Source organism: Actinoplanes cyaneus (genome assembly GCF_016862095.1).
GTDB lineage: Bacteria > Actinomycetota > Actinomycetes > Mycobacteriales > Micromonosporaceae > Actinoplanes > Actinoplanes cyaneus.
The window spans coordinates 21,527-34,744 of the sequence record NZ_BOMH01000032.1; the positions used below are offsets into that span (position 1 = coordinate 21,527).

Annotated in this window: 9 protein-coding genes; 4 read left to right on the forward strand and 5 right to left on the reverse strand. The window is 70.7% G+C overall.

What is annotated here, in order from left to right:
* The first annotated feature begins 2 nt into the window (after nucleotides 1-2).
* The 4 genes from Acy02nite_RS21000 to Acy02nite_RS21015 all read left to right on the forward strand — a co-directional run bounded on the left by Acy02nite_RS21000 (nucleotide 3) and on the right by Acy02nite_RS21015 (nucleotide 5,927).
* A complete protein-coding gene (locus Acy02nite_RS21000) occupies nucleotides 3-1,427 on the forward strand; it encodes an aldehyde dehydrogenase family protein (protein ID WP_203743047.1) in 1,425 nt (474 codons plus the stop codon).
* A 61-nt stretch (nucleotides 1,428-1,488) separates the two neighbouring features.
* Complete coding sequence (locus Acy02nite_RS21005) at nucleotides 1,489-2,301, forward strand: aldehyde dehydrogenase family protein (RefSeq protein WP_203743049.1); 813 nt, start codon at nucleotides 1,489-1,491, stop codon at nucleotides 2,299-2,301.
* 112 nt (nucleotides 2,302-2,413) lie between these two features.
* On the forward strand, nucleotides 2,414-3,298 hold the full coding sequence (locus tag Acy02nite_RS21010) for a SatS C-terminal domain-containing protein (RefSeq protein ID WP_203743051.1): 885 nt from the start codon (nucleotides 2,414-2,416) through the stop codon (nucleotides 3,296-3,298).
* A gap of 16 nt (nucleotides 3,299-3,314) precedes the next feature.
* Entirely contained in the window at nucleotides 3,315-5,927 is a 2,613-nt protein-coding gene (locus Acy02nite_RS21015; protein WP_438820865.1) for a transposase, read from the forward strand.
* Nucleotides 5,928-6,587: 660 nt separating this feature from the next.
* Here the strand turns inward: Acy02nite_RS21015 and Acy02nite_RS21020 are convergent.
* The 5 genes from Acy02nite_RS21020 to Acy02nite_RS21040 form a co-directional block, all read right to left on the reverse strand.
* Nucleotides 6,588-7,178, reverse strand: coding sequence for a GTP-binding protein (locus Acy02nite_RS21020; protein WP_043512997.1), 591 nt, complete (start codon nucleotides 7,176-7,178; stop codon nucleotides 6,588-6,590).
* Nucleotide 7,179: 1 nt separating this feature from the next.
* On the reverse strand, nucleotides 7,180-7,560 hold the full coding sequence (locus tag Acy02nite_RS21025; protein WP_203743089.1) for a DUF742 domain-containing protein: 381 nt from the start codon (nucleotides 7,558-7,560) through the stop codon (nucleotides 7,180-7,182).
* An 89-nt stretch (nucleotides 7,561-7,649) separates the two neighbouring features.
* Nucleotides 7,650-8,054 carry a roadblock/LC7 domain-containing protein gene (locus Acy02nite_RS21030; protein ID WP_014447580.1) on the reverse strand — a complete coding sequence of 135 codons (405 nt, stop codon included), beginning with the start codon at nucleotides 8,052-8,054 and terminating at the stop codon, nucleotides 7,650-7,652.
* Entirely contained in the window at nucleotides 8,051-11,566 is a 3,516-nt protein-coding gene (locus Acy02nite_RS21035) for a sensor histidine kinase (protein WP_203743055.1), read from the reverse strand. The genes Acy02nite_RS21030 and Acy02nite_RS21035 overlap by 4 nt, the downstream gene beginning before the upstream one ends.
* A 471-nt stretch (nucleotides 11,567-12,037) precedes the next feature.
* Complete coding sequence (locus Acy02nite_RS21040; RefSeq protein ID WP_203743057.1) at nucleotides 12,038-13,159, reverse strand: adenosine deaminase; 1,122 nt, start codon at nucleotides 13,157-13,159, stop codon at nucleotides 12,038-12,040.
* Between the last annotated feature and the right edge of the window lie 59 nt (nucleotides 13,160-13,218).

Consider the following 13,218-nt stretch of genomic DNA (forward strand, 5'->3'; position numbering starts at 1 on the left):
CGATGTTCGAATACGCTCCCGCACCGGAATCGCGCTCTGTCGTCTCCATCGACTCCTCCTACGGGCTCTTCATCGACGGGGAGTTCGACGCGGCCAAGGAGGGCGGGGTCTTCAAGACGGTCAACCCCGCCGACGAGGAGGTCCTGGCCGAGGTCGCCTCGGCCGGCCCGGAGGACGTGGACCGCGCGGTCGCCGCCGCCCGGCGCGCCTTCCCCGGCTGGGCCGCCCTGCCCGGCGCGGAACGCGCGAAGTACCTCTTCCGCATCGCCCGGATCATCCAGGAACGATCGCGCGAGCTGGCGGTTCTCGAGTCGCTGGACAACGGCAAGCCGATCAAGGAGTCCCGCGACGTCGACCTGCCATTGGTCGCCGCGCACTTCTTCTACTACGCGGGCTGGGCCGACAAGCTGCCGTACGCCGGCTTCGGTCCCGCCCCCCGGCCGATCGGTGTGGCCGGGCAGATCGTCCCGTGGAACTTCCCGCTGCTGATGCTGGCCTGGAAGATCGCGCCCGCGCTGGCCACCGGCAACACCGTGGTCCTCAAGCCGGCCGAGACGACCCCGCTCTCCGCGCTCTTCTTCGCCGACGTCTGCCGGCAGGCCGGGCTGCCGCCGGGCGTGGTCAACATCGTCACGGGCGCCGGCGACACCGGGGCGTACCTGGTGGCCCACCCGGACGTGGACAAGGTGGCCTTCACCGGCTCCACCGAGGTCGGCCGGGAGATCGCCCGCACGGTGGCCGGCACCGGTAAGCGGCTCACGCTGGAGCTGGGCGGCAAGGCGGCGAACATCGTCTTCGACGACGCGCCGATCGATCAGGCGGTCGAGGGCATCGTCAACGGGATCTTCTTCAACCAGGGGCACGTGTGCTGCGCCGGGTCACGGCTGCTCGTACAGGAATCGGTTTTCGATCTTGTCTTGGAGTCGCTCAAGCGGCGGATGGCCACGCTGCGGCTCGGTGACCCGCTGGACAAGAACACCGACATCGGCGCGATCAACTCCGCGGCGCAATTGGCTCGTATCAAGCAATTGTCGGAGATAGGGGGACAGGAGGGCGCGGAGCGCTGGTCGCCGCCCTGCGAGCTGCCGGACCGCGGGTTCTGGTTCGCGCCGACGATCTTCACCGGGGTGACCCAGGCCCACCGGATCGCCCGCGAGGAGATCTTCGGCCCGGTCCTGTCGGTGCTCACCTTCCGCACCCCCGCCGAGGCGATCGAGAAGGCCAACAACACGCCGTACGGGTTGTCCGCCGGCATCTGGACCGAGAAGGGCTCCCGCATCCTCGCCGTCGCCGACAAGCTGCGCGCCGGGGTGGTCTGGGCCAACACGTTCAACAAGTTCGACCCGGCGTCGCCGTTCGGCGGCTACAAGGAGTCCGGCTACGGACGCGAGGGTGGCCGGCACGGCCTGGAGGCGTACCTTGCCTAAGACATCTTCATCTTCATCGAAGGTCACGCCGGCGGAGCCGGCCGGGCCGGCAGAGTTACCCGTGTCTGTTCGACTCTCCGTCCGCAAGACCTACAAGCTCTACATCGGCGGCAAGTTCCCGCGCAGCGAGTCAGGACGGACGTTCGTGGCAGACGGCGACAACGTGGCCCTCGCCTCCCGCAAGGACGCCCGCGACGCGGTGGTCGCGGCCCGCGCCGCGCAACCCGGGTGGGCCGGCGCCACGGCGTACAACCGTGGTCAGGTCCTCTACCGGATCGCCGAGATGGTCGAGTCCCGGCGCGACGAGTTCGCGGCGCTCGGGGTGCCGGCCGCCGAGCTGGACGCCACGATCGACCGGTGGGTCTGGTACGCGGGGTGGTCCGACAAGATCGCCCAGGTGGCCGGCGGGGCGAACCCGGTGGCCGGCCCGTTCTTCAACATCTCCGCGCCCGAGCCGACCGGCGTCGTCGCGATCGTCGCCCCGGCCACGCTGCTCGGCCTGGTCAGCGTCATCGCCCCGGCGATCGTCACCGGCAACACCACGGTGGTGCTGGCGGCCGGCCCGCAGATCGCGATCACCCTGGCCGAGATCCTCGCCACCTCGGACGTGCCCGGCGGCGTGGTCAACATCCTCACCGGGAAGTACGCCGAGACCGCGCCCTGGCTGGCCGCGCACGCCGACGTGAACGCGCTGGACCTGACCGGGGTGGAACACGCGGAACTGGCGGCCGAGCTGGAACGGGCCGCGGCCGGGACCTTGAAGCGGGTGCTGCGGCCGGACGCGGGCCGGGCCGATTTCACCGCCGACCCCGGGCTCAAGCCGATGACCGCGTTGCTGGAGACCAAGACCGTCTGGCACCCGAAGGGTTATTAGCGACGCGTGGAGGTTGAGAGGGGACGGGGCCGCTGTCACACAGCGTTGCGGACTAGGGTATGTGCCGGTAGTCACCCGTCCCGCTCAACCCCGATCAACCCGGAGGTCAACCGTGACCAGCCAGTCCGACGAGCCCGAGGCGTCCGCGCCGGTGGCCGAGAAGTCCTCGACGGAAGGACTCAACGGGCGTGAGCTCTGGGAGCAGGTTCGCGTCGAGCCGATCGAGGTCGCGCTCCCGGGTGGCGTCGGTCTGACGCTCCGGGCGTACCGGAAGGTGTCCGAGCTGACGCCGACCGAGCTCGATGTCGAGGAGGAGGACCCGTTCGACTCCCGCAAGCGCGCCGCCCTCGACGAGGACGGCGAGGAGGGCGTCATCGTCGACGAGGAGTATGAGGCGCTCCTCGCCGAGGACGAGGACGAGGACGCGACGGATGAGGACGGCGAGAAGAAGTCCGCCGGGAAAGCCGATGCCGACGACGAGTCGGAGGAGGTGAAGGACCAGTCGGACGACGAGGAAGTACCCATGTTCCTCAGTCACAAGGGCCGCCTGCTCGCCTTCAAGAACGCCGAAGCGCTGGTCTCCTTCATTCGTTCGGGTGCTCCCCACGATCTCGCACAATTGGACACCTGGAGTGACCTCACGGAGCGGGTACAGTCGAGCGACATCGACCCGCTGCCGGAGGAACGCTACGAACTCGACCTCGTGGTGGAGAACCTGCGCGGCGGACACGACACGTGGGATCTGCCCCTGCTCATCGCCGCCGGAGAGATTGCCCGGGATCTCGGGTATGCGCTCCGGCTCAAGCCGGTGATCCTGGCGCTGTCGCCCGGCTCTCCGCTCGATGACCTCGACGACTCCCTCCGTGCCGCGGAAAGCGGTGGGATGGGCGGTTTCTTCGGCCGTCGCCGGTTGAAGAAAATCGGGGCACAACAGGCGAGTCTGGGCTGGCGGTCGGTCATCGGCAAGATCTCTGCTGCTGTGGACTGGCGTGACTGACCGATTAGCAGGGAACATCAGTCCTTGGCCACAGAGAAGCACTCCCGGGGAGGAGGACGACGCCGTGGCGCTCGTGCGCGTGTACTGCGGTCTGGCGTCGGCTGATGATTCGGTGCGTTCGGCCTCGGCCGCGCCACTGACCATCGCCGTGGTGGACGACGCAGGCCGGTTGCTCGGCGTCCACGAGATCAGCGACGACCCGGCCGGTTACGCCCTGCTGGGAACGCTGCTCGTGGAACGGACGACGGGGTTCGGCGACGCGGCCGTGGCCGCCGACAGTGACGACCACGTCGTCACCTCGCTGCTCACCGCCGCCGGTCGCCCGCTGGTCGTGGTCGACGACGACGACGCCGACGACTTCGCCGAGCGTTTCTCGGACGACGACTCCCCGGAGGAGATCTCCGCCCCGGCCGCCGCCCGCCGCGCCATCGGGCTGGCCCGGGCGCTGCAGGCCGGCGCGATCGCCGCGATCAACCTCCCCGCCCCGCGTGAGCTGGTCAGCTACAAGCCGGTCCTGGCCGCGCACGTGGCCATGCTCACCGGGCGCAACTCGGCCGCGGTCGCGCTGCGCGAGGTGCTGCGCGAGCTCTACCCAGCGGCCCTGCGGGCCTACCCGGACCCGGCGCACCCGCTGGCCATGGCCGTCCTCGACGCGATTCCCGAGCCCGGCCGGCTGACCGGCCGGGGCGGTGACCCCGAGCAGACCGCTCAGGACGTCGCCACCGACCTCACCCGGGCCGGCACCGGCACCGAGGACCAGGTGATCGCCGCGGTCACTGCCCTGCAGGTGGCGATCAGCGAGTCGCCGCGCCGGGGCGGGGTCAACAAGTCGCTGGCCCCGGCCGCCGCCGAGGCGGTCAAGCACGCCATCGCCGCCGTCCGCACCTGCGACGCCGCGTGCGCCGCGCTGGTCGGCACGCTCGCCGCCCGGGCCTCCAGCCCGGCCACCGAGCCGAACGTCGGCCGTCGCGCCGGCCGCCGGGCAGCCGACCCGGTCCCGGCCACGCCGCCGGCCGCGAGCAGCGACCTCGGTTCCCGGTTCAGCCGTCGCAGCCGCCCCGAGCCCCTGGCGGGCGGGATCGGCGGGCCGGCCGTCCCGCAGCCGTTGAACGCTCCCCCGGTCGCCCCGGACCCGATCGCCCCGCCGCCGATCGCGCCGGCCGCCGCCAACGGACTTCCCGGGCGGATCAGCAGCACGCCGGGCAACCGCCCGGTGTCGGTGCCGCCGCCCCCGCCGGGGATGACGCCGATCACGCCGGGCACCCGTCCGGTGCCGGGCAGCCGCATTCCGGCCGCGCCGTCGTCGCCCGCGGCTCGCAGCCCGATCTCCCCCGCGGCGCGGAACCCGATCTCCCCTGCCGCGCGCAACCCGGTCTCCTCGGGTGGCCTGGCGAGCAGCCCGGCCGACGCGGGCGAGCCGTTCCGGCCCACGCTCGCCAACGCCGAGCTGAACCGGGCCCGGGCCGAACGGGGACGCACGGTCATCCCGTCGCGGCCCAGCACCCGCCCGGCTGCCACGCCCGCCACACCCGCCGCTACCAACGGCACGTCCGTCGGCCCGACCGACTTCTCCCTGCCGATGCCCACGCAGCGGCCCGCGGAGGAGACGCCGGAGCCCGGCTCTCGCGCCAACTGGCCGCTGCTGAACAACGGCGACGACACCGCGCTCCCGCAGCGTCCGGCCGCCGCTTCGGTGAGCGGGCCCGGCGCTTCGTCGAGCGGGTCCGGTACCTCGCTGAGCAGGCCTGGCGCTTCGCTGGGTGGGTCCGGCGCGTCACTGAGCAGGCCTGGTGCCTCGCTGAGCGGGCCGGACACCTCACTGAGCAGGCCCGGTTCCTCCCTGAGCGGGTCTGACACCTCGCTGGGCAGGCCTGGTTCCTCCCTGAGCGGGTCTGACACCTCGCTGGGCAGGCCTGGTGCCTCGCTGGGCGGGGCCAGCGCTTCGGTCAGCGGGCCCGGCGCTGAGGGACGCGTGCGGCCGCCGTGGCAGGACATGCCGAAGGAACCGCCGGCGCTGCACCTGGTCGACACGCAGCTCAACGGTTCACGGGCCAAGGCGCCCGGCATCGACCAGATCGGCGACCCGCCGTCACTGCGCCTCATCGACGGCGGCGCCCGCACCATGCCGGTCGAGGACCTGCCGCCCCGGATCACCGCGCTCGACCGCAGCACCGCACCGCCGGTCCCGTCCGACGGCAGCGACGGCGACCTGCTGATCTTCGCGGCTGCCCGGTCCGCCTGGTTCACCGGCGGCCCCAGCACCGACTCCGGCAACGTCGACTGGGCCAACCCGAACGACAGCGGCTGGCGTGCCGCGCAGAAGGCGGCCACCCCGGCCGTCGCCGCGGAGACGTCAGCCGGGCTGCCCAAGCGCGTCCCCCAGGCGAACCTGGTGCCCGGCACCACGGTTCGCGAGGAACGTCCGCTGCGGATCGTCCGGGACGCCGCCTCGATCGCCGCGCACACCACGGGATACTTCCGCGGCTGGCGGCGCGGACAGGAGATCGGCGGCTTCGCGATGGGTGGCCGCCCGGGCCGGGAGGCGGCCGGCGGGTGGGACTTCACCCGCGACGGGCAGCCCGCCGACGAGTACCGGAACAACGGGGCGGGGTACAGCGGGAACCGCTGAGGTTCGTCCGGGACGGCCGCAATCCTTCGGGGTTGCGGCCGTTTCGCCTCCAGCGACGCGGTGAGGTCCACGGACGAGGGCTGCGGGGCGGGTGTGGGTCCAACGGTCAGGAGGCTCCCGTTCAACCGCCAGGGCCCAGCCCCGCTGCCGTCACAGCGCCCAGCCGCCACCCCACCCGATGTGCTCACCAGCCAGCCTCGCTGCCATCACCGCCCAGCCGCCACCCACCGGGCGCTCAGACAACGGTGCTCACCAGCCAGCCCCGCTCCCACCACCGCCCAGCCGCCGCTGACGGCCGACTCCAGGCAAGGCGGCTCTGGCAGCACGCCGCGAGCCGGGTCCCGCCGCCGGCTGGCGCTCAGGGCTGTATCGGAGTGCCCGACACACCCCTCAACACCAGCCGACGCCGCCGAGCTGGACACCAGGGGTCCAACGGCACACCCGACACACCCCTGAGCGCCAGCCGACGCCGCTCGGCTGGATGTCAAGGGTGCATGCGACTCACCGCCGAAGGGGCGGGGTACCCGGGAGCCGGCGAGTGCGGGAGTGAACACTTCCGGTCAACAGTTACTCAACGTCAGTGATCCGCTGCGCGCAACACCTGGCTGAAGACGTGCGAAAGCCCCGCTCCGACTATCGGAGCGGGGCTTTCACCGTTCGTCAGGCTGGCGCTACCGCGCGCGTGCGACGCATCGTCAGCACATACTCGACCAGCGAGATGAGGACGTTCTTCGTCGATTCACGGTTACGGGCGTCGCAGCTCACGACCGGCACGTCGCTCGAGATCGCCAGAGCGTCCCGAACGTCCTGCGGGTTGTGATACTGCATGCCGTCGAAGCAGTTGATCGCCACCAGGTACGGCAGGCGACGATGTTCGAAGAAGTCGATGGCGGCGAAGCAGTCGGCGAGCCGACGTGTGTCCACCATGACCACCGCACCGATCGCGCCCCGGACCAGCTCGTCCCACATGAACCAGAACCGCGTCTGGCCAGGCGTGCCGAACAGGTACAGGATCAGGTCGCGATCAATGCTGATCCGGCCGAAGTCCATGGCGACCGTGGTGGTCATCTTCCCCGGCACCTGCCGGTTGTCATCGACGCCCACACCGGCCGAGGTCATGATCGCCTCGGTGGTCAGTGGGGTGATCTCCGAGACCGAGCCCACCAGCGTCGTCTTACCGACGCCGAAGCCACCGGCGATGACAATCTTCGCCGATGTCACGCGTCCGCCCGCAGCGGGACGTTGCGACATGTCAGAGCCTGCGAAGTCCACTCAGCACCCTTTCCAGCAGTTCCGTGCCTACCGCGTCGGTCTCGTCTTCAAGCGAGGTGGGCTCGTACACCGCGAGCAGGCCATCAGAGGCCATATCGGCGACGATCACACGTGCCACACCGAGCGGCAGTTGCATGCGTGCGGCGATTTCGGCGAGCGACTGCACTCGGCCGTTGTCGCACATCTGCGCGATGTACTGATGCTCGCCTCCACCATGCCCACCACGGAGCATGCCGGAACGGCCACGCACGGTTGTCTCGACCAGCGCTTCCAGCGCTATCTCAAGCTTCGGCCGGGTCCGACCACGGGTAACGGCATACGGTCTTACCAGCGCGCCGGTCGGCTCATCGCGTTCAGGCATCGTCACCGTCAACCCTTCCCTCGGCCCCTCGAAGTGTATTGGTTTTCAAGTTTCTGGACAGTAGCCGGATGGGCCGGCTCACTACGCCTTCAGCCCAGCACCCCGGCCGCGGAACGCGGCGCGGGGGTCAGCGCCTCGCCGACGCGGTCGACCAGGAGGGCCATTTCGTAGCCGACCTGACCGACGTCGCAGCTGCGAGCCGCGAGCACCGCGAACGAGGAGCCATCGGAGATGGACATCAGGAACAGGAACCCATTGTCCATCTCCACGACCGTCTGCAGAACAGCGCCGCCCTCGAAGCAGCGCGCGGCGCCCTGGGTCAGGCTGACCAGACCGGACGCGATGGCGGCCAGCTGGTCCGCGCGGTCCCGGGGGAGGTCCCGCGAGGCCGCCAGGAGCAGGCCGTCGGCGGAGACCGCGATCGCGTGCGCGACCCCGGGAACGCGGTCAGCAAAGTTGGCGAGGAGCCAACCGAGATCCTGCGTAGATGTCATGCCTCATGCTCCTTGCCAGCCTGCGAGGGCTGCTGCCCTCCCGGAGTCTCCTCCGGGTTGGTCGATTGTTCCTTGGTGCGACCGCGCGCGACACCCCGGTGGTACGCGGACAGCAGACCGCGAACCCCCTCGGGCGTACGGCGCTGGACGGAGTTACCGCCCCGGTCAACACCGCCGGGGACGAGTTGCGCCATCGGCGTGCGCTTGGGTAGGCCCGCCGTGGTGGTCGTGTCGATGGTGACTTCGGACGCCTTGCGAGCCGCCGACCAGCCGTCGTCAGCCGCGGTGTGCCACGGGCTCGTGCCCGCCGCGCCGCCGCCGTAGGAGCCGGCACCGGCCGCCGAGGCGCCCGCACCGACCGTCGCGGCGTCCAGCTCGCGAGCCTCCGGGGAGATCGCCTGCTGGGGCACCCCGGCACTACGGTTGGGCTCGCCGGTCGGGATCCGCTGGGAGACGACGGCTTCCTCGCCGCTGCCGGTGACGGCAGGGCCGGACGACGCCGCCTGGGTCGTGGTGAACCAGGCCGATTCGAGCTCCCGGAAGATCGGCAGCTCCATCGTCTCGTCGGCGAACGGCACCGCGCCCTCACGGGCGGAGGAGATCTGGGCCGCCGCGGTCGCCTGGTCGGCGGCCGGGCTGCTGACCGGAGCCACCGAGGAGTCGTACGCCGGGGGGGCCGACGCGGGCAACGACGCCATGGGCGGGTTGACCGGACGGGCCACCTCGGGGCGCGGCTCGGCGTTCTCCGGGCGGTAGCGCGGGATCTCGGCGGTCATGTCGAGCGCCGCGGCCAGGTTCTCCGGGACGTGCGGCGTCTCGCGGTCACCGGCGACCGGCGGCCAGGCCGGCGGCGCCGACGCGAACGAAGTCGGCTCGGCCGAGATCGGCGCGGCGGAGACCGGCGGCGCGGACGGCACCGGCGGCGCCGAGGTCACCGGCGGGGCCGACGGAACCGGCGGTGCGGAGACCGGCGGCATGAACGAGCCGCGGCTCTGGTTCTCCGGGTTCGCCGGCAGCTGACGGGGAATGGTCGGGCCGAAGCCGTTCAGATCCCCGTCGGGCCGCTGGTAGTCGTTGCCGTTACGGCGCTGGGCCAGCTCGTCGAGACCGGCGAAGCCCTGCGGGCCGGAACTGACCGGACCGGAGCTGACCGGGCCGGACGGCAGCGGCGGAAGCGGCTCGTTGCTGCGGGGGCCGAAGCCGCCGCTGGGCGTGCCGTTGAAGCCGTTGGCCGAGCCGTTGTTGCCGAGCCCGCCACCGAAGCCGTTCGCGCCGAGTCCACCGCCGAAGCCGTTGGACCCACCGCCGAAGCCGTTCGATCCGCCGCCGAAGCCGCTGGACGGGGCCGCGCCGGTCAGGTCGGACCAGGCCGGGACGGAACCGTTCGAGCCGTTGGTGCCCGGGTAGCCGCCACGGCCGCTCTCCAGGGCGAGGGGCTCACCGAAGGACGGCATCGCGGCCGGCGGCGCGTCGTAACCACCCGGGATCCGGCCGGGCGTTGCGGTGGCCAGGACGGAGACGGGCAGACCCACCTCGGCGACAGTGCCCCGCTCGCGGTCGGCCGGGCGCAGCTCGACGCGCACGCCGTGCCGGTTCGCCAGCCGGGCGACCACGACCAGGCCCATCATCCGGGAGACGGCCACGTCCACCGTCGGCGGGTTGGCCAGGCGCTCGTTCAGGTCGCGAAGCTGCTCGCGGCTGATGCCGATGCCGTGGTCCTCCACGCTGAGCACCGCGTTCTCGCCGACCCGGCGGGCCTCCACCAGAACGTTGGAGTTCGGCGGGGAGAAGGCGGTCGCGTTGTCGAACAGCTCGGCGACCAGGTGGACCATGTCGTTGACGGCGTGCGCCGACACCTCGATGTCCCGGTCGATGACGCCGAACTCGATCCGGGTGTAGTGCTCGACCTCGGACTGCGCGGCGCGCAGCACGTCGATCAGAGCGGCCGGCTCGCGCTGCACACGGGTGGAGTCGGCGCCCGCGAGAACCAGGAGGTTCTCGTCGTTACGCCGCATTCGGGTGGCCAGGTGGTCGAGCTGGAAGAGCTCGGCCAGACGGTCCGGGTCCTCCTCGCCGCGCTCCAGCCGGTCCAGGTGACCGATGAGCCGGTCGACCAGGATCTGCGAACGGCGGGCGAGGTTGACGAACATCGTCGCGACGGAGGCCCGCAGGGCGGCCTGCTCGGCCGCGGTCCGCACGGCTTCCAGGTGGACCGCGTTGAACGCCTCGGTCACCTGCCCGAACTCGTCCCGGCTGCGCACCGGGAGGGGCTCGGCGATCTGGTCGGCGACCTGGGCCGGGGTGAGCGACGCGGAGAGCGCCGGGTCACGCAGCCGGGACACCGCGTGCGGGAGGCCGAACTGGGCGACCGCGAGCGCACCCTGCCGTAGCTCACGCAGCGAGCGGGCCATCGACCGGGCGACCAGCCAGGCGAAGAGGATCGCCAGCAGGAGCATGCCGAGCAGGACGCTGGTCTCGACGAAGACCGTACGGTTCGTCGTGTTCCGGTTGTCCGTCGCCTCGGCGACGATGCTCTTGTCGAGGCTCTGCTCGACCCCGCGGAACGTGTCGTCGTAACCGGCGAGCGCCTTGTCCCAGCTGTCGACGTTCATCGGCAGCGCCGAGATGTCGGTGCCCGCGTTGGCCAGCAGCGGGGTGACCAGGTTGCCGGCGGCACGAGCGGCGTCGTTGTTCTGCGTGGCCTTGGCGAACTGCGTGTCCTCGCCCTTGGTCGCGACCGCGGTGAGGTTGCCCTTGGCCAGGTTGAAACCTGTCTGCGCGGTGAGCAGGGACTGCCGCAGCGACGCGCTGAGCTGGTTGATGCCGATGACCTCGAGCCCGATGTACCGCTGCTGGGACACGTAGTCCTTGGCGCGGGCGACCTCGGCGACCGCCCGCAGGTGGTCGCTCAGCGCGGTGTTGCTGGTCTGCTGGGCAGCCGCGTCACGCACGCTCAGAAGGTCGTTGATCAGGGTGTTGTAGGTCGTCTGCACGGTCGCGACGTCCGCGTTGGAGTTGGTGACCTTGCTGCGGAACGTCGCGAGGTCGGCCAGGTTGTTGTCCAGCCGGGAGAGCATGATCGTGACGCGCTCGGGCTGCTTCTCGACCGCCGACCGCTGCTGCGAGTAGACCGCCCGGGCGGCTTCGACCTTGTTGTGGATGTCGTTGTACTTCGGTGTCGCGGCCTTCGCGACCGCGGTGTTCACCTTGCCGTTGCCGAACCCGGCATCGGTGCCGAGGGCGATCTGGATCGCATACGCCCTCTCGTCCTGGAGCTGGTCGGCGAGGCCGCCTGCAGCTTCGGCCAGCACCGCCAGCGTCCGCGTGTTCTCTGCGGTGTTGGCTTCGTCGATGTGCTCGACCAGACCGTTGACGCCGACGATGATCGTCGCGACGGTCGGCACGAGCATGATCAGACCAAGCTTCGACCAGATGGGTAGGTCTCGCAGCCGACCCGTAGGTCGACGCAGACGCGACATGACGCCGTCCGCCTCACTTGGGCGCTTGCTCACGTCACCGTCCTCCTGATTCGGGCCCGGCATTCGGCTCGCCGGGCACCGCGCACGGCCGACTCGCCGGGTCGGGCCCCCGAGATTCCATCACGACGAGTGTCAAAGAGAAAGAGCATGCGGACACGGACCGGTTGTGTGACGCGATGTTGCAACGTCGCAGTTGGACATCGCCGGTCTGAAATCACTACCTGTAGAGGTGCATGTATCTCAAGGTCACTCGAACGCGGTCGGCGCGGCGTTGGGGGGTGGGGCGCAGGCCGACGGGTCAGATCGTAGTCGATCGCGACAGGAGAACCATGGCTCGGTTACCCGCGATCGGCAAGGCGAGATGCCGGATTATGCCAAGTTTGTAGGCGGCAGTGTAGCCGAACGGTGGAGCCGGAGATCCAGACAGGTGATTTCGTCTGCCGTACGTATGCCCCGATGGGCAGAAAGGCTGACTGCTCCCCACAAAACCCGAAAAGCCGGACTTCAGCCGATCAACTTGGCGTACGCCGGCTTGATCACCTCGTTGATCACGACCAGTCGCTCGTCGTACGGGATGAAAGCCGACTTCATTGCGTTGATGGTCAGCCACTGCAGCTCCGCCCAGCCCCACCCGAACGCCTCGGTCAGCAGTACCATCTCGCGGCTCATCGACGTACCGCTCATCAGCCGGTTGTCGGTGTTGACAGTGACCCGGAAACGGAGATCGTGCAGCAGCTTGATCGGATGCGCGGAGATCGACTCGGCCGCGCCGGTCTGCACGTTCGAGGAGGGGCAGAGCTCCAGCGGGATGCGCTTGTCCCGCACGTACGCCGCGAGCCGCCCCAGCACCGGCGGGGCCGCCTGGGTGCCCCCGGTCGCGGTGACCGTGCTCGGCCCGCCCTGCACCACGGTGATGTCGTCGATGAGCCGGACGCCGTGACCCAGCCGGTCGGCGCCGCACCACTGGATGGCCTCCCAGATCGACGGCAGGCCGAACGCCTCGCCCGCGTGGATCGTGAAGTGGAAGTTCTCCCGCTGCAGGTACTCGAAGGCGTCCAGGTGCCGGGTGGGCGGGAAACCGGCCTCGGCGCCGGCGATGTCGAAGCCGACCACCCCGGCGTCGCGGAACCGCACCGACAGCTCGGCGATCTCCTGCGAGCGGGCGGCGTGCCGCATCGCGGTGAGCAACGTGCCGATCCGGATGGGGGTGCCGTTCGCGGCCGCTTCGGCGCTGCCCTCGCGGAACCCGGCCTCGACCGTCTCGACCACCTCGTCCAGCGTGAGACCGCGCTCCAGGTGCTGCTCCGGGGCGTAACGGACCTCGGCGTAGACGACGCCGTCGGCGGCCAGGTCCAGCGCGCACTCCTTGGCCACCCGGTGCAGGCCCTCGACGGTCTGCATCACCGCGACGGTGTGCGCGAACGTCTCCAGGTACCGTTCCAGCGAGCCGGAGTCGGCTGCCGCGACGAACCAGTCACCGAGCCGTGCCGGGTCGGTCTCGGGCAGCTCGTGACCCACCGCGGCGGCCAGCTCCACGATCGTGGCCGGTCGGAGTCCGCCGTCCAGATGGTCGTGCAGCAGAACCTTGGGAGCCTTGATGATGTCCGAGTGCGCGATGCCAGCCATCAGAGAAGCGTAAGGGCCTGTCCGACCGGCCTGCCCACCACCCGTGAAAAGGAAAGAAA